Source organism: Pseudomonas sp. IzPS59, assembly GCF_014863505.1.
GTDB lineage: Bacteria > Pseudomonadota > Gammaproteobacteria > Pseudomonadales > Pseudomonadaceae > Aquipseudomonas > Aquipseudomonas kribbensis.
Genome location: NZ_CP062251.1, coordinates 2,438,677 through 2,458,850, shown reverse-complemented (window position 1 = coordinate 2,458,850; position 20,174 = coordinate 2,438,677). Strand labels below are relative to the sequence as shown.

Below are 20,174 nucleotides of genomic sequence, written 5' to 3'. Positions count from 1 at the left end.
GATGACTGCCATGCAACGCTTTCAAAAGCTGACCCCGTGCCTGTGGTTCGACGATCAGGCCGAGGCGGCGGCGAAGTTTTACTGCTCGATCTTCGATCACTCGAAAATCACCGCCGTCACCCACTACGGCAAGGCCGGCCAGGAGTTTCACGGCCGCCCGGAAGGCTCGGTGATGACCGTCAGTTTTGAACTCGACGGTCACACCTTCACCGGCCTCAATGGTGGGCCGATGTTCAAGTTCAATGAGGCGATCTCGTTTCAGGTCAATTGCCAGAACCAGGAAGAGGTCGACCATTTCTGGGGCAACCTAAGTGCGGGCGGGCCGGTGGAGGCGCAGCAATGCGGCTGGCTCAAGGACAAGTTCGGCGTGTCGTGGCAGATCGTGCCGGTGGCGTTCATGCACATGATGACCGACGCCGACCAGACCAAGGCCCAACGGGCGATGCAGGCCATGCTCGGGATGAAAAAACTCGACATCGCCGAACTCGAGCGAGCCTTCGCCGGCCAGAGCTAATACACTCGGGCACTGGCCTGCCGAGAACCCCGACAATGAAAGCCGCCACCAGGAACCCCGAACAAGCCCCGCGCTTCTGGCGCGACGATGCCCTGCCCTTCATCGAAGCCCGGGCCATCGCCGACGGGCGCGAGGTCTGCTATTCACGGCACTCCCACGCGCACTTTTCCATCGGCGCCATCACCGCCGGGCGCAGCACCTATGTGCACGAGCAATCATCGTTCGAAGTGGCGGCCGGCACGGTGGTGCTGATGAATCCGGGGGATGTGCACGCGTGCAACCCGATCGACGATCAGCCGTGGTCATACTTGATGTTGTATGTGGAAACGCCGTGGTTGACGGATCTGCAGCATCAGCTGAGTTTCAGTGCGGAGCTTGAGTTTCGGCGGTTTTCCGATACCCATTTGAATGACGCTCGCCTGTTTCGCGACCTGAATGCGTTGTACGCGATATTGGTCGACGAGCAGCAAGACGTGCTGCGCAAACAAAGCGCAGCGGTGGAGTTCTTCAGCGACCTGCAACTGCGCCTGAACCCCATCGAACAACCGTTGCGCGAACCCAACTTCAAACTCGAACGCGCCGCCGACTTCATCCGCCGGCACTGCACCGACCTGCTCAGCCTCGACGACATCTGCGCCGCTGCCGAGCTGTCACCGTCGTACCTGATCCGCGCCTTCAAACAACACTTCGGCATGACGCCCCACGCGTTTTTGGTCAATCAGCGAATTCAGTTTGCGCGTGAGTGTCTGCGGCGCGGGCAGTTGATTGCGGATGTGGCGCTGGAGGCAGGGTTTGCCGATCAGGCGCATTTTCAGCGAGCGTTCAAGCAGCATCTGGCGGCGACGCCGGGGCAGTATCGAGGTTAAAAGCAAAAACGGCCCGCATTGCTGCGGGCCGTTAGGGTAATTGGCGAAGCCATTCACCATGACTTTGCCGCCGGTATATAAATGCGTCCCCTTTTGCCTTATACCTTTGTCCGTAAAAAAGGAAGGACTTAATTTAACAAGTCCGCCACCTTTGTTATAAATAGATTCGCCCCCCTTTGCTCTATTTGTTCTTTTTAGTTGTCCGTAGGAGAAACTATTTAAAGGCGTTGAACATAAATATATGAGATTCGGAAATCATTTCCTCCGTTAGCTCCCCCGTACCCGCCTCGATCTTCGTGATTGAAAAAAATAATGGTGTAATTACCATCAGCGCCGACCTTGAAATTAGCCGTTTGTTGGTAATAGGCGTTGGTTTTCGGTACAGAAAATGGATTGAGAATTTGCGAGCCGTTACTGAGTTTAACGCTGATTACAGGTGGAACATTTAGAAGATCAACAACCAGGTTAACTATGCTGTAGCTGAGCCGATAAGTTCTAGCTGCTTCTAATTGGAACGTTTTAGTTAATATATTCCCACTGTTGCCTGAAACTGGGTAAGTCAAATTTTCGTAATAACCGTTCATGAACCTTGCAGTGCTCGAAGCGGGCCCCATCACCCAGCCTCCAGGATTGCCACCGTTGAAATCCACGATTGAGTCGCGCCAGGTATCGACTTTGACTGTCAAAGACCAGGGGGCCGAAACCGGCGACGTTCCATACAACCCCTTGACCGTATAACTGCGCGCACCCTGCGTCGCATCCGCGTGGGTATACGAGAAAGTACCTGTTGGACTGGTCGTGACCGTGCCCACCAGCGCCCCACCTTTGAGCACCTGAACCTGATGGCCTGCACTCGCCGCACCACTGATCACCAGTCTGGTCGCGTAGGTCGCTCCTCTGTTCGGAACGAGTGGACCGGTGGCGGTATTTTCGTTCACCTTGGTGATGGTTGCGTTGACGAGAGCAACAACAGTCAACGTCCAAACATTGGAGTACACAGCCCCGGGGTGATACAGCGACAGAACAGAGAATTGATGGGCGCCCAGCGCGACCATGATGGTGATCAAATAGTCGCCCTCCGCATCGGCGGTCACCTTGCCCAACGGCTGCGCGCTCGCGCCGCTGCCATCGTATAACTCGCCCTGTTGACCGGGGCTCAACTTGCCGCTGATCACCAGCGTGGTCGCCGTGGTGAATCCTGCGTTCGCAACAGATTTACCGGTTTCGGTGTTTTCGGTCACGTTGACGAGGGTCGGTACAACGAGAGGCACAGCCTTGATCGTGTACACCTGATCCGGAAACTTCGTCGCCGTCGCAAAGTTGTTGCTCTTGTCCATCGACACCCAGAACTGCACCGTCAATGGTTTACCATCTCCCAGTTGCGCCAGATAGCTGTTGAGCACCTTCTGCACATACTTGCCTGTACTGATCCACGTCGGGTTGGTTCTCGCTGGCAAACCGTTCCAGATTTGCAGGTCATGTGCACTACCGTCAGCCTTGAACCCCAGCATCTTCAGCCAGCATGGTTGGCCATCTTCCATGCCGCTCCAGGTCAGTGCATGCAATGTTGCGTCCTTGCCTGCCAATGCTGCAACGTCCAGCACCCCGCCATTGACCTCGGCTTCCAGAATAATGGGCCGGTGGAGCACCCGCCGGCTGACGGTATACACCTGATCCGGGAACTTCGTCGCCGTCGCAAAGTTGTTGCTCTTGTCCATCGACACCCAGAACTGCACCGTCAACGACTTACCGTCACCCAGTTGCGCCAGATAGCTGTTGAGCACCTTCTGCACATACTTGCCTGTACTGATCCACGTCGGGTTGGTTCTCGCTGGCAAACCATTCCAGATTTGCAGGTCATGTGCGCTGCCGTCAGCCTTGAACCCCAGTAGCTTCAGCCAGCATGGTTGACCATCTACCATCCCGCTCCAGGTCAGTGCATGCAGTGTTGCGTCTTTGCCATTCAACGCCGTTACGTCCAGCACTTTTTTGTTTGTCTCGGCTTCCACGATGATCGGGGAATTCAACACCTGTTGCACAGCCTTGATCGTATACACCTGATCCGCAAACTTCGTCGCCGTCGCAAAGTTGTTGCTCTTGTCCTCCGATACCCAGAACTCCATCCGCAAACTGGAGCCATCGGCCAGTTGGGACAGAAAACTGGCCGGCAACGGTTTGGGCCAGAACCCCTGGCTGACCCAGGTCGCATTGACCTGACTGGCCCCGCCATTCCAGATCTGCAAGGTGACGGTCGAGCCGTCGGGTTTCTGTCCGGTCAGTTTCAGCCAGACCTGCTGCCCCGCCGCGATTCCTGTCCAAATCAGACCGTGAATCGTGGCGTCTTTTCCGTTCAGTGATGGAACGTCGAGAATCTTGCCCGGTTCCCCCTGCACGATGATCGGCGGGTTATACACTTTCTGATTGGCGGTAATGGTGATGGAAGTCGTCGGCGACACATTGCTGTTGGTCAGCTGATCGACCACCGTGGCGTACACCTGATGGGTGCCGTCACCGATCTGCTGAAGGTCAGTGGCCGTCAGGGTGTAGGTGACCGGGTTGGCAGGATGGACGTAGGGGATAATTTTGGTCCACCTCCTAATGAACAGTTCCATCACGTCAAATTCGCGGGGGTTGCTGCGCGTTAAAGTGAACTTGGCCGGTTGCCCCGGGCCGATGCTGGCCGGATGGCTGACCGTGATACCGGAGACCGGGTTATTGAACAGCACGTTCAGTATCGGATCGGACTTATCTTTATTACCGCTGACCCGGGTGACTTCGTAGTACAGCGTATTGAGACCATCCTTCAACCATCCCCAAGGCAACTCCATAAAAATGCGGTCGTTCTCTTCGCCCGGCTTGATAGGCTTGATCACGGATGTCGCCTGGCTGTTGACCCACAGCCTTACGGAGTCACCTGCCTCGAAGGGAGTAGAAAACAACGTGACCGGGTCGATCACCATGAAGAGTTTGGTGGATGGCGAATGAATGCTTTCGGGAATGCCGAGATGGTAAACCCCTGGCGGTTGCAGGTTTTCTTCTGCGCCCGGGATGGCCATCGGATACAGCTGGAGCAAGGCGCTGATCTGTGTCGAATTGATGTTGATGCTCATGTTGCTCTCCTGCGTGCGGTGGGAAGCCATCTTCGGGGCGAGGTTCATGACACCGCGAAAGGAGAGAACCGTCACCTGTCAGATCTGACAGGCGAGCCTGACTTCAAGACGAATGGTCATCGGTGAACGGTTTTCCTGCAGAAACAAAAACGGCCCCGCAAAGGGGCCGTTTCAGTTTCAGCATTCAGGGCCGGGGCTCTGCTGCCACATCCAGATTATCCAGCACCCGATTTACCGCCAGTTCCGCCAGCATGATCAGTTGCCCGATGCCCAGCAGCACATGCCGCTGCGGCGCATCGATCATCCCGGCGAAGTCGCTGGCCATGGTTTTGGCCGAGGTCAGGGTCTCGCAGGCGTCGGCCAGCAGTTCTTCATTCGGGATGCCGGGGGCGATGAGGTAGCGGGTGTTGGGTTTGAGCAGGGGCTTTCTGGGATGGAACGGATTGAGGTAGTGATCGAGGGCGCGGTCGGCGGCTTCGTGGAATTTCTTGGAGTCGAGGGTTTCGTAGGGCGAGGTCGGGTCGGTTTCGGGCGGGTTTGGCGTAGGTTTGATCATGGTGAAGCTCCTTGATAGGCGGAGCTGCAACCGTTCGCGGTCAATCGAAACAGGTGGCAGCTGTACGCGGGTTGACCGACCGGGAATCAAGGAACCCGGCATACCCGAAGGTATCCCGCGCACAACCGCCATAAAACGAACAGCCACGAGAGCTGAACGGAAACGGCACGCTGGCGCCTTGATTGAGTCGGACGGTCAAGTCCGGTCGCTGATTCGTCAGCGACCGACACACGATAGAACCCGGCCCCAAGGCCCACAAGCCGGCGGATTCTGGCGGATGCGTAGGCAATGGCGCAAGGTGTCGTAGCTTGCCGGAAGCATCCTTAAACACCTTTAAACCCAAGGCCCGCCCCGCTCACGGCAGCAACAAATACCCCGCACTAATCGCCAATAACGCTGCCATCACCCGATTGAACAACCGCATCCCCGCCGGGTTGCCCAGATAGCCGCGCAGAAACGTCCCGGCATACACCCAACACCCCAGCGACAGATAACAGATCACCAGATACACCGCCGCAAACTGCCACACCAACCGCGCCTCGCCATCGGCGACAAACGCGCCCATGCCCGCCACGCAGGCCAGCCAGGCCTTGGGGTTGAGCCATTGCATGACTGCACCATAGAGCATCGACGGCGCCCTGCCCGATTCTCCCGTATTCAATTGCCCGTCATCGGTGGCCAGTTTCCAGGCCATGAACAGCAGAAACGCCACCCCGGCGAGTTGCACCACACGGGTCAGCGCCGGCCACAGTTTCAACACTTCGTGAAGACCGAGTCCCATCAACACCAGCAACAACACAAACCCCAGCGTCGCCCCGGCCACATGCCGTTGGCTGGCACGAAAACCGAACTGCGCCCCCGAACTCAACGCCACGATATTCACCGGCCCCGGGGTAATGGACGCGGCCAGGGCAAACGCCGCCATCGACACAATCAGACTCATCGCACACCTGCTTCAGATCGAGGAACAAGGCGCTCACGGTAACCAGCGTCCAGCCCTGAGTATTGAACGAAATTACCCCCGCGCCCGCAGACCCACTACGCTCTACCTCAGTGACCACTCTCGACCAGGAAGTCGCCCGCGATGATTCTGATTCTGTTGCCAGCCGCCGATTACGACCCCACCGAAAGCAGCGTGCCCTGGCAGGCCATGCGCGATGCGGGCATCGAAGTACGTTTTGCCACCCCGCAAGGCTTGCCCGCCCACGCCGACTCACGACTGGTGGACATCGGTTTCGGCCTGCTGAGTTCGATGCTGATGACGCGCAAGGCCGATCTGGACAGTTACACGCGGATGATCGAGTCCGAAGCGTTCAAAAATCCGCTCGCGTATGCCGATGTCGACCCGAGCCAGTTCGATGGCCTGCTGATTCCCGGTGGTCATGCCAAGGGGATGCGCACACTGCTGGAATCCAAACAGGCCCAGCAGATCGCCCTGCAATTTTTCAAGGCCGAAAAGCCCGTGGCAGCGGTGTGTCATGGCGTGTTGTTGCTGGCGCGTACGCTCGATCCCGACACCGGACGTTCGGTGTTGTTCGGGCGCAAGGTCACGGCGTTGCTGGCGGCAACCATGGAATTGCCGGCGTGGCTGATGACCGCTGCGTGGCTGGGGCGCTACTACCGCACCTACAAGCAAACCGTCGAGGCAGAAGTGAAAACCGCATTGGCCAACAAGGCCGACTTCATACGCGGGCCGCTCATTGCCAAACGCGATCAGGCAGAGAACCCGCAAAGCGGTTTTGTGGTGCGCGACGGCCAATTGCTGACGGCCCGATGGCCCGGTGACTGCCATCGATTCGCCGCCGAATGGGTGGCCCTGTTGCAGGCCACCCGCCGCGAGCCGCTGCTCAGTCCAGACGTGGCACGGTGAAGCGGAATTCGCTGCCCTGCCCCGGCTCGCTCTCGGCCACGATCCGCCCGCCGTGGGCTTCGACGATGCCCTGCGTGATGTACAAGCCCAGCCCGGTGCCGTTCGGGTTGCCTTCCTTCACCGTCCAGTAGCGGTCGAATACATGCGGCAAGTGATCCTTGGGAATGCCTTCGCCGCTGTCGCGCACCGTGAAAACGATATCGTCGCCAACTGATTTGGCAAACACATCGACCGTGCCCAGACGCGGTGTGAACTTGATCGCATTGCCGACCAGATTCGACAGCACCTGGAACAGCCGCTCCGGGTCGGCATGAATGCTCAGATCGGGATCGGCCTCGAACGAGATGCTGATGTCCTTGTCCAGCGCCAGCGGCGCGAGCAGTGACTGCGCCTCTTCGAACATCTGCGCGACATCGAGTTTCTGCGGCGCGATGGTGTAGCGCCCGGCGTCGATTTTCGAGGTGTCGAGCAAGTCTTCCAGCAACGTGTTCATGCGCCCGGCGGCTTGCTGCATGGTGTCGATGGCGGTGGAGATGCGCCGCGAAGTGTGCGGCCCGTCGGAGCTGAAGGCCTTTTGCATCATGCCGCACAGCATCGAAATGACCGTCATCGGATTGCGCAGATCGTGGGATACCACCGCCACCAGTTCATCACGGGCGCGCACCGCTTCCTGCTCGCGGCGCACCTGGCGGGCCAGGTCGTTTTCCAGTGCCGAGCGGCGCAGGTCGTTGGCCGCAAACAGATCGCCGTGGCTCCACTTGGTGGAAATCCCGGCCATTTCGACCTTCCAGATTTCGAACGAAGTACGCGGCCGCAGACGCAGTCCGGCGTCGGAGTTTTCCAGGTCCAGCGGCTTGCGCGGATCGCCACTCCAGTTGATGTTCTCTTTGACTTCCGGGCGGAACCACAGCACGCCGTTGTCCACCGGTTTGGGCAGACTCATGGCGAGCACGCCGCTGGCGACCTGCTGATACTGCGCTGCCGGCGGATAGACGCTGGCCAGGTGATGACTGGCAAACACCGGCTCGCCACGCTCCTGCAACCATTTGTGCAAGGCGCGAATCTCTTCCGGCTCCGGGCAGTTGCCGTAACGGTGCAATTGCTTGTCTTCAATGATCGCGATGCCGCCGGCATTGGCCAGCGCCATCAGGACCTGCGGCTGGTTGGCCAAGCCATCGAAGACGTTCTGCGGCGAATCGATCATCGCCTGATTGAGCAACGCCAGCGCCTCGACCTTTTCTTCCCGTTGACGGCTGACTTCCAGCGCTTCCATCGCGCTGATCTGCAACGACAGCACCTGGCCGATGGTCTGGCACGCCGTGCGCAATTCGTGCGGAACATGCAGCGGCTGACGGTTGCCGCAACTGATCAGGCCCCAGAGCCGGTCGCCCTTGAGCAGGGAAATGCTCATTGAGGACAGCACGCCCATGTTCTTCATGTACTGGCAGTGGATCGGCGACACGCTGCGCAATGTGGCGAAGCTCAGGTCCAGCGGGGTCTGGGTGTCCGGGCGCAGCTTGGGTACCAGTGGCACCGGTTGGTAGTCGGCATTCGGGATGATCCGCAGCCAGTTGGTGCGGTACAGCTCCCGGGCCTGCTCGGGGATGTCCGAGGCCGGGAAGAACAAACCGTTGAAGACTTCCATCGATGGATCGGACGCTTCGGCGATGACCTGGCCGTGGCCCTCCTCTTCGAAGCGATAGATCAGCACCCGGTCGTAACCGGTCATGGCCTGGATTTCCTTGACGCTGATGTCGTACAGCGCCTGCAGGCTCTGGGCCTTTTGCAGGCGCGCGAGCATCCGCCCGAGGTGGGTTTCGGTGCCGGCGACGTTGCGCGGCTGGAAGTTTTCGACGTGGATTTCCAGCTCCAGGATCAGCACATCCTGATGCCGGTGCAGCAAGCCTTCGAATGCCGTGCCGTTGAGGCGAAAGTGCAGCGGCGGCGCGTCGGACAGGGTCGGCTGTTGCAAGGCCTCGCGAACCTGCGCGGCATGGGCATCGCCAATCAGGCTTTGCAGCGGCTGGCCGATCAGTTCCTGTGCCGGGCGCGCGAGCAAGGTCTCAACGTTGGCGCTGATCTGGATGATCGAAAGGTCGGGCTCGCTCAGGGTCAGCAGCAGACCGTGTGGCTGGATCGCACCGGGAAAGCGGATCGGCTCGTCGGCACAGTTGGCCAGCAATTCTTCAAAGGCTTCTTTGTCTTGCGGGGTCATACCAGAACCTCCTGGCTTTCGAGCCAGCGCTCGAAACAGCTGAATGTGGTGTGAGCGGCCGCCACGACGGCTTCACGCTCGTCGGCGTCCATCGGGCGGCTGCCCAGGTATTCGATGAAATCGCGCCAGCGCCGGCCGGTGGCGGCGCCATAGATATCCAGAAACGCCGCGCCGTTGTCCGCGCCCAGACTCAGTCGTGTGGCGATTTCCCGGCGCAGGATCTGCCCGCCGAGGGTCGCGCCTTCCAGCACGTACAGCACGCCCAGGCATGCGGCGGCTGAATCAATGGCGGGCAACTGGCGGCAGATTGAGGAAACCTCCGGATTTGCGCCCAACGCGTGCAGATCCCGTTGCAAGGTCGGCGCCTTGAGGCGTGAAGCCAGATCGAAATCGGCAGGGATGGCGCCGCTGTCCTGCATTGCGGCTTCCAGTGGCTGATAGAAGCCGTAATAGGCGCGCATCAATCGCTCGAAAGCGTGCAGATCAAGGGTGTCGGAGAAAAAAGGAAGGCGTTTTTCCAGTGCGATGTGCAGTTCGGCGGTGCCGGCGCGCAAGTCCTGCAACACCGGTGGCACATGAACCTCGCGGGCCTTTGCTTGCATGTAGTCGCTCGTACAGTGGGCCGCCTGGGGCCATTGGGGAATGAAAACGCATGGCGCGAAAGCTTACACGGCAATTGTCCTTTCTGACCCGGCAGATAATTTTTTCTGGCGGATTCATCACCCTGTGACGGTTTCAGAGTTGACGGGGCAGAAGAAAGTTCGAACGGATTCACGCCCGACAATTGCTGTACCGCGACTCCGCAGCCTGACTGTACGGTTCCGGCCTGCCGCCGGCGTGATAAAAATAGCCGTCCCGCCACCGGAGCCCGCGCCATGGATCTCGCCACCCTTTCCCTGTTTCTGCCCGCCTGTTTCGCCTTGAACATGGCGCCCGGCCCGAACAACCTGCTGTCGGTCAGCAACGCCACCCGTTATGGTTATCGTCGCGCCTGCGTGGCCGGTATCGGCCGGTTGCTGGCATTTGCGGGGATGATCGCCCTCGCAGCGGCAGGGCTGGCGGTGGTGCTGCAGACGTCCGAGTTGTTGTTCTACGGGATCAAGATCGTAGGCGCAGGGTATCTGTTGTATCTGGCGTGGCAGCTGTGGCGGGCCAATCCGACTGCCGAAGACGCCGTTGCGGCGCCGGCGAGTGGGCTGCTGGCCTTGGCACGTCAGGAGTTTTTAGTGGCCGCAGGCAATCCGAAGGCAATTCTCATCTTCACCGCATTCCTGCCGCAGTTCGTCGACCCGAACCGCGCCATCACCCCGCAGTTCATGCTGCTGGGCGTGCTGTTCCTGTTGCTGGAATGGATCGCCATCAGCGCCTACGCCTACATGGGCCTGCACATGCGCCGCTGGTTCGCCGAGCCGCGCGGCAAACGGATTTTCAATCGCTGCTGCGCGGGGCTGTTGTCGGCGGCGGCTTCGGTGTTGCTGATGGCCAAACGGGCCTAAGCTTCGGACGGACCTTTGAGCTCGACCTGATTGCCGTCCGGATCGAAGCAGTACAGCGACAGGCCGTTGCCCTCGGCGCCGAAACGGGTGGCGGCCTTGTCGACGGTCAGGCCGCAGGATTGCAAATGGCTGATCAGCGCCGCTTCATCGAACGGCTCGATGCGCAGGCAGAAGTGATCGACATTGCGCCGTTCGCTGCCGGCAGCGGCGCCGCCCTTGCGGCCGATTTCGCCGTCGAGGTCGACCAGATCGATCATCGACGTGCCGGCGCGCAGGTGCACCAGACCGAACTTTTCGTTGCGCTTGACCACTTCGGCACCGAAGACCCGGTCGTAGAAATCGATGCTGCGCTGCAGATCGGCGACGCGCAGCACGATGTGATCGATGTGGTGAATCGTGAACGGTGGCATACCTTCATTTCCCGAGTTGTAGCGACCCGATCACTGTAGTGCAGCGGCCCGAAAATTCACTGTCGATTTTTCGGTGGAGCCATCGAATAACTGGTTTTATCCTCGGCCCATGAACATACAGACCGCTGTCCTGCCCCCTCACGCCGAAATGGTTCGCGCCATGCTCGCAAGCGACACTGCCTATGAAGGCGTGTTCTTCACGGCGGTGAAAACCACCGGGATCTTCTGCCGCCCGACCTGCACGGCGCGCAAGCCGAAACCGGAAAACGTCGAGTTCTTCGCCCACGCTGACGACTGCCTGTCCGCCGGTTACCGCGCCTGTTTGCGCTGCAAGCCGCTGGACGCTGCCGCCATCGCCCCGGACTGGGTACAACGGCTATTGAAAGCCGTCGACGCCGATCCGGAACTGCGCTGGAGCGATGCACAATTGCTCGCCGAAGGCATCGAACCGCTGAAACTGCGGCGCTGGTTCAAGCAGCATTTCGGCATGACCTTCCATGCGTGGCTGCGCACCCGTCGACTCGGTGTGGCACTGGGCGGGATCAAACAAGGCACGTCCATCGACCACGCGGCGTTCGACTCCGGCTATGAATCCCTCAGCGGTTTTCGCGATGCATTTCAGAAGTCGTTCCACATTACGCCGGGCCGTGCGGCGGCCAGCGAGCCGCTGCTGTTCACTCGCCTGACCACACCGCTGGGGCCGATGATCGCCATGGCCGAGCGACGTGGGCTGGTGCTGCTGGAGTTTCTCGACCGCCCGGCGCTGACCCGCGAAGTCGAAGAACTGCAAAACCGCTACGGCTACGTGGTCGCACCGGGGCACAACGCGCACTTGCAGCAGATCGAAAACGAGCTGGCGCTGTACTTCGCCGGCAAACTGAGCGAATTCAGTGTGCCGTTGCACCTGCCCGGCAGCGAGTTTGCCCGCCAGGTCTGGGCCGAACTGCGGCAAATCCCCTACGGCCACACCAGCACTTACGGCACCATCGCCGCACGGCTGGGCAAACCCGGCGCCAGTCGCGCGGTGGGTCTGGCCAACGGGCACAATCGGCTGTCGATCGTGGTGCCGTGCCATCGGGTGATCGGTGCGGACGGCTCGCTGACCGGCTATGGTGGTGGGCAACCGCGCAAGGCGTTTCTGCTCAGGCTGGAAAACGCTGCCGTGCAACTGACGCAATCGCTGGCTTTCTGAACGACGACAAGAAGGGATTTCGATGAACGCGCTCGATAAACAATTTCACCAGTTGCACCACGATGGCCTGCTGATCCTGACCAACGTCGCCGACGCCACCGGCGCGCGACTGGTCGAGCAGCTCGGCGGCAAAGCGGTGGCCAGCAGCAGCGCCGCCGTGGCCTGGGCCCATGGTTACCCGGATGGCAACACCCTGCCGCTGGAGCGTTTGATCAGCACCGTGGAGTCGATTGCCCGTGTCATCAAGGTGCCGTTGAGCGTGGACATCGAGGCCGGTTATTCCGATGACCTCGACCGGGTCGCCGAAGTGATCGATGCGGTTGTCGCCGCCGGCGCGGTCGGGATCAATATCGAAGACGGCAGCGGCACGCCGGAACTGCTGGCGCGCAAGATCGAAGTGGCGCGCAAGGTTGCCGACAAACGCGATGTGAAGTTGTTCATCAATGCCCGCACCGACGTTTACCTCAAAGGGCTGGTGCCGGCCGAGGATCGCGTTGCCGAAACCTTGCACCGCGCCGCGCTGTATCAAGCAGCCGGGGCCGATGGCCTGTTCGCCGCCGGGGTGACTTCCGCCTATGAAATCGAAGCCATCTGCAAAGGTACGATGTTGCCGGTCAACGTCCTGGGCTTCGCCGGCCTGCCCTCCCCCGACGAACTGAAAACCCTCGGCGTGCGCCGCTTGAGCGCCGGCTCCGGCATCGCCGAGTTCATGTACGGCGCCATGGGCTCTTTGGTGAAAAGCTTCCTCGCCAGCGGCAAGCTCGACACTCATGACCTCAAGGCTTTCACCTATGGCGAAGTCAACGGTTTGCTGAAGTAAGCCATGCCCGATCCTTATCAACCGGCCAGCGAGTTTCTGGCCAGCCTCGACGCCGACTGGCAGCGCCACATTGCTGCGGTCGGCCCCTGCCTGCATCAGCCGCATCCGGCGCGCGATCCTTATGAATCGCTGGTACGGGCGATTGCCTATCAGCAACTGCATGCCAAGGCTGGCGACGCGATTGTCGGGCGGCTGGTGGGGTTGTTTCCCGGGCAGACGTTTCCGCGTCCGGAGCAGATCCTTGCCACGGACTTTGATCGACTGCGCGGTTGCGGGTTTTCGGCGGGCAAGATTGCGACGATTCAGGGGATCGCCCGGGCGACTCTGGACGGCGTGGTGCCGGATTACTCGACTGCGCTGGCGATGGAGGATGAAGCGCTGATCGAGCGGTTGGTCAGTTTGCGCGGGGTTGGGCGCTGGACTGTCGAAATGTTGCTGATTTATAGCCTGGAGCGGCCGGATATTCTGCCGGCGGATGACTTTGGCGTGCGCGAAGGGTATCGGCGGTTGAAGGGGCTGGAGGTGCAGCCGACGCGTAAGCAGATAATTGAGATCGGGTTGGATTGGAAGCCGTTTCGGACGGTGGCGGCTTGGTATTTGTGGCGGGTGCCAAAAGCGCCCTCACCGTAAGTGAGGGCGGCTTTCAAAGGCCTGACTTCAACCGACTGAACGCCCGAATCAAAGCCCGGTTGAACGCCTTGCCATTGTCATTCTTGCTATACAACGAAGCCCTCACCGCCTCCGGCGGATAAGTCCCCGGATCATTACGAATCGCCGGATCAATCAACCCGTCCGCCGCCGTGATCGCATTGGCGTAGTGAATCGTATCGGTGATCGGCGCAATCACCTCAGGCGTCATCAAATAATCCATCAATGCCAGGCCAGCCTCGGGATGCGGTGCATCCTTGGGAATGACCATGGCGTCGAACCAGATCAGCGTGCCCTCCTTCGGAATCCGGTAATTCAACTTGAACGATTTTTTCGCCGCCTCTGCCTGACCCGCCGCAATGGCAACGTTGCCGTTCCACGACATCGCCACGCAGGTGTTGCCGTTGGCCAGGTCGCTGATGTTCAGGTCGTTGTCGAAGTAGCGGATGTACGGGCGGATCTTCGCCAATTGTTGCTCGGCGAGCTTCAGGTCATCGAGGCTCTGGCGATTGATGTCCAGGCCCATGTACTTCATGACTGCCGCGAACACTTCGTTCGGATCGTTGAGCAGGCTCACCCCGCAATCGGCGAATTTCGACACCACCGCCGGATCGAACAACATCGCCCAGCTGTCCCGTGGTGCCTCCGGCAGGCGCTGCTTCACGGCCTCCTCCTGATAGCCGACGCCGGTGGTGCCCCAGGCGTAAATCCCGGCATAGCGGTTGCCCGGATCAAACACCGCCATGTGCTGACGGAACTCTTCACCGACTCCGGCAAAGTGCGGGAGCTGCTGCTTGTTCAGGGTCTGGATCGCACCGCTCTCGATGGCCCGCGACAGGTGCTGGCCGGCGGTCAGCACCAGGTCGTAGCCGCTGCGGCCGGTGAGCAGTTTGGTTTCGACGGTCTCCAGTGAATCGAAGTGATCGGCGACCACCTGAATCCCGGTTTTCGCCTCGAAATTCTTCAGGGTATCCGGGGCCAGGTACTCGCCCCAGATATACAGATTGACCACCGGTTTCGCCGGTTCGGCGGCCTGCACACACAGGGGTGCAAGCACCAGCAATAACGCTTTACTCAGTTTGTGCAGGCCCATGCTCAGGCTCCTTTTTTCTGGCCGGCGTATTGCGGCATGGTGATGCACGCGACGTTGCCGCCACCGAGCAGGATTTCCCGGGAGTTTTCGATGCCGACGATCTTGTGCTGCGGGAACAGTTCGGCGAGGGTCGCCAGCGCCACCTGATCGTTGCGATCACCGAACAGCGGCACCACGATCGAGCTGTTGCCGGCGTAGTAGTTGATGTACGAGGCGCAGATTTTGGTGCCGGCCTGGCGGGTGTGGGTGCTGTCCTGCTGATCGAGTCCTTCGGCTTCTTCGGCGGTCCACTCCAGCACGTCCGGTTGCGGCAATTTGTGCACGATCAGTTCGCGGCCACGGCTGTCGCGGGTACTGCGCAGAATGTCGTAGGCCTCCTGATAAATTTCCCACTGCGGGTCATCGCGGTTGTCGGTCCATTGCAGCACCACTTCGCCGGGGCGCACGAAGCACGCGAGGTCGTCGACATGGCCGTCGGTTTCGTCGAACTTGCAGCCGCGCGGCAGCCAGATCACTTGCTCGGCGCCGAGGTAATCGGTCAGCCGGCGGGTCACTTCGTCCTTGCCCAGATGCTGGTTGCGATTGCGGTTGAGCAGGCATTGTTCGGTGGTGAGGATGCTGCCCTGGCCGTCGCTCTGAATGCCGCCGAGTTCGGCGATCAACGGTGCGCGATAGCGGTCGAAGCGTTCGATTTCGAGGATCTTGCTGGCGATCTGGTCGTCCTTGTCCCACGGATAGTAGAGCCCGCCATCGAGGCCGCCGTAGGCGTTGAATTCAAAGTCGACACCACGCACTTCACCGCTCTGGTCGTTGACCACGAAGCACGGGCCGCTGTCGCGAAACCAGGTGTCGTTGCAGGTCATCTCGACTACCCGCACTTGCGGCGGCAACTGGCGACGGGCAGTGGCGAACTGGGAGGCCGAGGCGCAGACCGTCACCGGTTCGCTGTGGGAGATCTCGGTGACAATCTGCACCCAGACTTTCTGTGCTGGCTTGGCGCCGTTGCGCCAGACATCGGTGCGTTCCGGCCAGCCGAGCCAGCAGCCGGACTTGGCTTCGAATTCGCCGGGCAGACGGAAGCCGTCCTGTTTCGGGGTGGTGTCGAGCAAACGTGCCATGGTCAAACCTCGTCATCGGGATGGGAATGACCTCAGGCTACGGTCGCGAGCGGTCGGCTCGCCAACGATGATTATTTCGGAACAGTTGAATTCAACTCATCAATCCGCCAGTTGATCGTTGAACCATTCCAGCATCTGCGCCACCGCCGGACGCTCCAGCCGCACCCGCTCGCAGACCAGCGCATATTGACCCAGCGCGGTCATGCTGGAGGTGAATGGCCGCACCAGACGCCCGTTCTGTAAATCCTCCTGCGCGGTGAGGTTGTCGCCCATCGCCACGCCCTGCCCTTGCGCAGCGGCTTCCAGCGCCAGCCCGGCATGGGCGAAATACAACTGGCGCTCCGGGCGCAGGTCGCCGGCATGGCTGGTGAGCCACGCGGTCCAGGTCTTGCCGTCCTGATCATCGTGCAGCAGGCAATGCCGGGCCAGGTCCTTCGGGGCTTTCAGGGTGCCCTGGTTGAACAGGCCGGGGCTGCACACCGGGAAGAACTGCAGCGCCGGCAACGGGCGGACGAAGTACGCGCTGCTGTCCACCGGGCCGGTGCCGTAGGTGATCGCCAGATCGATGTCTTCGCCGGGTGCTGTGGCGTCGATCGGCTGTTCGTAGAGGTGCAAGGTGATGTGCGGATAACGCGCGTAGAAATCGGTGAGGCGGTTCATCAGCCACTTCTGCGCCAGCTCCGCCGTCACCGCCAGCCGCAACACGGCGAGCGAGGATGGATCGCGTAATTCATCGCAGGCATCGCCGATCAGTTCGAAAGCCTGTTGCAGGCTCTGCATCAGGCGTCCGGCGGCGATGGTCGGGCGAATCTGCCGGCCCTCGCGGATGAACAGCGACACGCCCAGTTGCTCTTCGAGTTGGCGGATCTGATGGCTGACGGCGCTGTCGGTGACGCACAGCTCGGCGGCGGCCCGGCCGAAATGCGCGTGGCGGGCGGCGCATTCGAAGGTTCGCAGGGCGGCCAGGGAAGGTAGTCGGCGCATGGGTTGAGTCCCTTTTTTTGCGGACATGCTGACGGGGCTTTTCGTGGGCGTCCAGTTGTGCCGCGAATGCAGCGGCACAGGCGCGACATATCTTCTAGGCTGAACCGCATCGACAACGCCAGACCGGAGGCCACCATGCACCTCGAAGGCTCCTGCCACTGCGGCGCGGTTTCATTCACCCTCGACAGCGCCCACCCCTACCCTTATCAACGCTGCTACTGCTCGATCTGCCGCAAGACCCAGGGCGGTGGCGGCTATGCGATCAACCTCGGCGGCGACGCGGCCAGCCTCAAGGTGCGCGGTCGCAAAAACATCACGATCTACCACGCGAAAATGAAAGACGATGGCGAAAAACGCGCCCATCGCAGCACCGCCGAACGACACTTCTGCTCGCTGTGCGGCAGCGGACTGTGGCTGTTCAGCCCGGAGTGGCCGGAGCTGATCCACCCGTTCGCCTCGGCCATCGACACACCGTTGCCGGTGCCGCCGGAACACACCCACCTGATGCTCGGCTCGAAAGCGCCGTGGGTCGAAGTGCAGGCGAGCGCGAAGGACCGGCAATTCGAGGTCTACCCCGAAGAGTCCATCGCCCAATGGCACGAACGGCTGGGATTGACCCGTTAGCTGCCTTCACAGTCTTTGACAGTTTCCCGACAAAGCTGCCAAAGATTGCCGGTGGGCACCCGCCTAGCATGGCGCATCTACATTCCCCATCGGGTGCCCCATGCCGGTTTCGTTGCGTACGTTCTCGCTGTCCCTGACCTCCCTTTGCCTGCTGCTGGCCGGCGACTCGCTGCGCGCCGAAGACTGGCACACCACCCTGCGCGCCGGGGCCGCCAGTGCGCCGCGTTACAGCGGCAGTGATGAACGGGTGGTGGCGCCGTTGGTGGGCGTTGAAATCGTCAGCCCCTACGGCGTGTTCCTCGACACTAGCCGAGGTCTGGGCTGGGGTTTCGATGAAGAGGATTTCGGCCTCAGCGTCTACATCGGCGCCAGCGACGTGCGCAAGGATCGCAAGACCGGCTACAAGGGCTCGGACGAACTCAACGGCATGGGTTCGATCAAGTCGCGCCCGGTGATCGGCCTCGACGGGACGTACCACCTCGGCCCGCTCATTCTCGGCGCGAGTTTCGAACATGCGCTGGAAAAGGACGACGATGACCACGACACCGGCTCGGCCTGGAACCGCCTCAAGCTGAGTATCAGCGCGCCGCTCTACGAAGGACGGTTCGGCAAGGTGACCGGCGGCCTCAACAGCCAGTTCGGCGACAGCAACTACATGCGCACCTGGTACGGCGTCAGCGATGCCCAGGCCTCGCGCAGCCAGTTCCGCGCGTACAAGGCCCGGGCCGGGTTGATCAGTCGCGGTGCAGACCTGACGTGGTCATTGTCGCTGGACAAACAGTGGAGCGTATCGACGGTGTTGGCGGTGCAGTACCTGAATCACGAAGCCGCCGACAGCCCGATTGTCGAGCGTCGGCTGCAGACGTCCCTTGCCGGGCAAGTGATCTACACCTTCTGATCGTCCTCAGAACAGCTCGCTGAACGGAATGAAGCGCAGTGGATCGCCCATTCGCAACGTGCTGTTCTCCGGGATTTCCACCAGCCCGTCGGCCCAGGTCGCGCCGAGCAGAACCCCGGAGCTCTGGTTCGGATACAGCGCCGCCTGCCCGCCTTCCAGACGCACCCGCAGGTACTCGCGGCGGCTGCCGGGTTTCGGCCAGTCGAACCCGGCGTTGACCGTGAAGCTCAACGGCATCACCTCTTCCACACCTTGAACACGCAGCAGGTACGGGCGCGCCAGCAGGCCGAAGGTCACCAGCGCCGAGGTCGGATTGCCCGGCAGACCGATCACCGGCACCGTGCCGAAATGCCCGACCGTCAGCGGTTTGCCGGGTTTGATCGCAAGCTTCCACAACAGCGGTTTGCCGTTGTCACGCAGCACCTGGCCGAGGCAGTCGGCATCACCGGCAGACACGCCGCCGGTGGTCAGAATCAGATCGGCCGCCACTTGCAACTGCTCAAGTTTGAGCCGGGTCTGCGCCGGGCGATCGGGAAGAATACCGGCGTCGATCACCTCGCAACCCAGTTCGCGCAACCAGTGGTCGAGCAACGTGCGGTTGCTGTTGTAGATGCTGCCGGGACGCAACGGCTGGCCCGGTTCCACCAGTTCGTCACCGGTCGACAGCAATGCCACACGCGGACGACGGACCACCGGCAAATGGGTCATGCCCTGCCCCGCCGCCACCGCCAGTTCGAACGGGCCGAGGCGTTTGCCGGCGCGAAGCAGAGTGTCGCCGACACGGTTTTCCTGACCCTGGGCGCGGATGTTCTGGCCGACTTTCAGCGGTTGCAGGAAACGTATGCGACCGTCCTCCAGTACCTCGGTGTTTTCCTGCATTTCCACGCAATTGGCACCGGGAGGCAACGGCGCGCCAGTGAAGATCCGCGCGCAGGTGCCGGGCAGCAAGGCGTCCGGCGCCAGCCCGGCATAGACCCGTTGCGAGACGCTCAATGGCTGGCGGTGCAGATCGGCGAGGTTCAAGGCGTAACCGTCCATGGCACTGTTCGGCCATGGCGGCAGATCGAGGGTGGCGACCAGATCGCTGGCCAATACTCGACCGCGCGCCTCAGTGAGCGGCACCGGTTCGCTGTCCGGCAGGCGCTGTTCGTTGGCCATCGCCAGCAACTGGTCGAGTGCATCCTCGACCGGCATCAATCCAGGCTTGCTCATCCCCGTGGCCCGCAGGCTTGCACCGGTTTGAGGTGCGGGACGAAGTTGCACGGGCGGTGACGGTTATCCAGTTGTTCGGAAAGGATGCCTTCCCACGCAGTGCGGCACGCGCCGGTGGAACCCGGCAGGCAGCACACCAGCGTACCGTTGGACAGGCCCGCCAGTGCGCGGCTTTGTACGGTCGAGGTGCCGATGTCGAGAATCGAAATGGCGCGGAACAGCTCGCCAAAGCCGTCGATCTGCTTGTCCAGCAGGCAAGCCACCGCTTCCGGGGTGCTGTCGCGGCCAGTGAAACCGGTGCCGCCGGTGATCAGTACCACTTGGATGTTGTCGTCGGCGATCCACTGCGCGACCTGGGCGCGGATCTTGTACAGGTCGTCCTTGAGCAGGTTGCGTTCACTCAAGGTATGGCCGGCTTCGAGCAAGCGGCTGACCAGCAACTGGCCGGAGGTATCGCTGGCGTAATCGCGGGTATCGCTGACCGTCAGCACGGCAATATTCAAGGGAACAAACAGGGCATCCGCTTTAACACTCATGGCACTCTCCGG

Annotated in this window: 20 protein-coding genes; 9 read left to right on the top strand and 11 right to left on the bottom strand. The window is 61.1% G+C overall.

Translation table 11 applies throughout. The annotated features are described in order from the left end of the window. Window positions 1–10 precede the first annotated feature (10 nt). Window positions 11–514, top strand: a complete 504-nt coding sequence (locus tag IF189_RS11160) for a VOC family protein (RefSeq protein WP_114882271.1) — start codon at window positions 11–13, stop codon at window positions 512–514. A gap of 35 nt (window positions 515–549) precedes the next feature. Further along, window positions 550–1,380, top strand: coding sequence for a helix-turn-helix transcriptional regulator (locus IF189_RS11155; RefSeq protein WP_192553291.1), 831 nt, complete (start codon window positions 550–552; stop codon window positions 1,378–1,380). Window positions 1,381–1,598: 218 nt separating this feature from the next. Here the strand turns inward: IF189_RS11155 and IF189_RS11150 are convergent, their stop codons facing one another. From IF189_RS11150 to IF189_RS11140, 3 genes are all read right to left on the bottom strand, one after another. Further along, a complete protein-coding gene (locus IF189_RS11150; RefSeq protein WP_134827274.1) occupies window positions 1,599–4,490 on the bottom strand; it encodes a hypothetical protein in 2,892 nt (963 codons plus the stop codon). Between the two features lie 184 nt (window positions 4,491–4,674). Beyond that, window positions 4,675–5,046: a DUF6124 family protein gene (locus IF189_RS11145; protein ID WP_085708242.1), complete on the bottom strand. Its 372-nt coding sequence runs from the start codon at window positions 5,044–5,046 to the stop codon at window positions 4,675–4,677. A gap of 355 nt (window positions 5,047–5,401) precedes the next feature. Next, a complete protein-coding gene (locus IF189_RS11140) occupies window positions 5,402–5,989 on the bottom strand; it encodes a LysE family translocator (protein ID WP_192553290.1) in 588 nt (195 codons plus the stop codon). Between the two features lie 141 nt (window positions 5,990–6,130). Between IF189_RS11140 and IF189_RS11135 the strand changes: the two genes are divergently transcribed. Beyond that, window positions 6,131–6,916, top strand: coding sequence for a type 1 glutamine amidotransferase domain-containing protein (locus tag IF189_RS11135; protein WP_192553289.1), 786 nt, complete (start codon window positions 6,131–6,133; stop codon window positions 6,914–6,916). On the opposite strand, the gene IF189_RS11130 is transcribed toward IF189_RS11135, so the two are convergent. Continuing rightward, the gene (locus tag IF189_RS11130; protein WP_192553288.1) at window positions 6,894–9,131 is read right to left on the bottom strand and encodes an ATP-binding protein; all 2,238 of its coding nucleotides are present in this window, start codon (window positions 9,129–9,131) and stop codon (window positions 6,894–6,896) included. The genes IF189_RS11135 and IF189_RS11130 overlap by 23 nt on opposite strands. Then, on the bottom strand, window positions 9,128–9,733 hold the full coding sequence (locus IF189_RS11125) for a biliverdin-producing heme oxygenase (protein ID WP_134827278.1): 606 nt from the start codon (window positions 9,731–9,733) through the stop codon (window positions 9,128–9,130). Before IF189_RS11125 ends, IF189_RS11130 begins: the two co-directional genes overlap by 4 nt. Before the next feature lie 273 nt (window positions 9,734–10,006). On the opposite strand from IF189_RS11125, the gene IF189_RS11120 reads away from it, so the two are divergent. Further along, on the top strand, window positions 10,007–10,627 hold the full coding sequence (locus tag IF189_RS11120; protein ID WP_192553287.1) for a LysE family translocator: 621 nt from the start codon (window positions 10,007–10,009) through the stop codon (window positions 10,625–10,627). Here the strand turns inward: IF189_RS11120 and IF189_RS11115 are convergent. Further along, window positions 10,624–11,037 carry a VOC family protein gene (locus IF189_RS11115; protein ID WP_085733099.1) on the bottom strand — a complete coding sequence of 138 codons (414 nt, stop codon included), beginning with the start codon at window positions 11,035–11,037 and terminating at the stop codon, window positions 10,624–10,626. The genes IF189_RS11120 and IF189_RS11115 overlap by 4 nt on opposite strands. Before the next feature lie 109 nt (window positions 11,038–11,146). Here IF189_RS11115 and IF189_RS11110 point away from each other — a divergent pair, with 109 nt between their 5' ends. Genes IF189_RS11110 through IF189_RS11100 form a run of 3 tightly spaced genes read left to right on the top strand, consistent with a single transcriptional unit; the run spans window position 11,147 to window position 13,679 of the window. Further along, window positions 11,147–12,229: a bifunctional transcriptional activator/DNA repair enzyme AdaA gene (locus IF189_RS11110; protein WP_192553286.1), complete on the top strand. Its 1,083-nt coding sequence runs from the start codon at window positions 11,147–11,149 to the stop codon at window positions 12,227–12,229. 22 nt (window positions 12,230–12,251) lie between these two features. After that, a complete protein-coding gene (locus IF189_RS11105; protein WP_192553285.1) occupies window positions 12,252–13,049 on the top strand; it encodes an isocitrate lyase/PEP mutase family protein in 798 nt (265 codons plus the stop codon). 3 nt (window positions 13,050–13,052) lie between these two features. Continuing rightward, window positions 13,053–13,679 carry a DNA-3-methyladenine glycosylase family protein gene (locus IF189_RS11100; protein ID WP_192553284.1) on the top strand — a complete coding sequence of 209 codons (627 nt, stop codon included), beginning with the start codon at window positions 13,053–13,055 and terminating at the stop codon, window positions 13,677–13,679. Between the two features lie 13 nt (window positions 13,680–13,692). Here the strand turns inward: IF189_RS11100 and IF189_RS11095 are convergent, their stop codons facing one another. The 3 genes from IF189_RS11095 to IF189_RS11085 form a co-directional block, all read right to left on the bottom strand. Beyond that, a complete protein-coding gene (locus IF189_RS11095; RefSeq protein ID WP_192553283.1) occupies window positions 13,693–14,790 on the bottom strand; it encodes an extracellular solute-binding protein in 1,098 nt (365 codons plus the stop codon). Window positions 14,791–14,792: 2 nt separating this feature from the next. Then, window positions 14,793–15,908, bottom strand: a complete 1,116-nt coding sequence (aguA, locus tag IF189_RS11090) for an agmatine deiminase (protein ID WP_192553282.1) — start codon at window positions 15,906–15,908, stop codon at window positions 14,793–14,795. Between the two features lie 99 nt (window positions 15,909–16,007). After that, window positions 16,008–16,892 (bottom strand): LysR substrate-binding domain-containing protein, encoded by an 885-nt coding sequence (locus IF189_RS11085; RefSeq protein ID WP_134827286.1) that lies wholly within the window; start codon window positions 16,890–16,892, stop codon window positions 16,008–16,010. A 135-nt stretch (window positions 16,893–17,027) separates the two neighbouring features. Here IF189_RS11085 and IF189_RS11080 point away from each other — a divergent pair, with 135 nt between their 5' ends. After that, window positions 17,028–17,516, top strand: coding sequence for a GFA family protein (locus tag IF189_RS11080; protein ID WP_192553281.1), 489 nt, complete (start codon window positions 17,028–17,030; stop codon window positions 17,514–17,516). A gap of 100 nt (window positions 17,517–17,616) precedes the next feature. Further along, window positions 17,617–18,414: a MipA/OmpV family protein gene (locus tag IF189_RS11075; protein ID WP_192553280.1), complete on the top strand. Its 798-nt coding sequence runs from the start codon at window positions 17,617–17,619 to the stop codon at window positions 18,412–18,414. A 6-nt stretch (window positions 18,415–18,420) separates the two neighbouring features. Here the strand turns inward: IF189_RS11075 and glp are convergent, their stop codons facing one another. After that, window positions 18,421–19,626: a gephyrin-like molybdotransferase Glp gene (gene glp, locus IF189_RS11070; protein WP_134827289.1), complete on the bottom strand. Its 1,206-nt coding sequence runs from the start codon at window positions 19,624–19,626 to the stop codon at window positions 18,421–18,423. Further along, complete coding sequence (gene moaB / locus IF189_RS11065) at window positions 19,623–20,162, bottom strand: molybdenum cofactor biosynthesis protein B (protein ID WP_134827290.1); 540 nt, start codon at window positions 20,160–20,162, stop codon at window positions 19,623–19,625. The genes glp and moaB overlap by 4 nt, the downstream gene beginning before the upstream one ends. Between the last annotated feature and the right edge of the window lie 12 nt (window positions 20,163–20,174).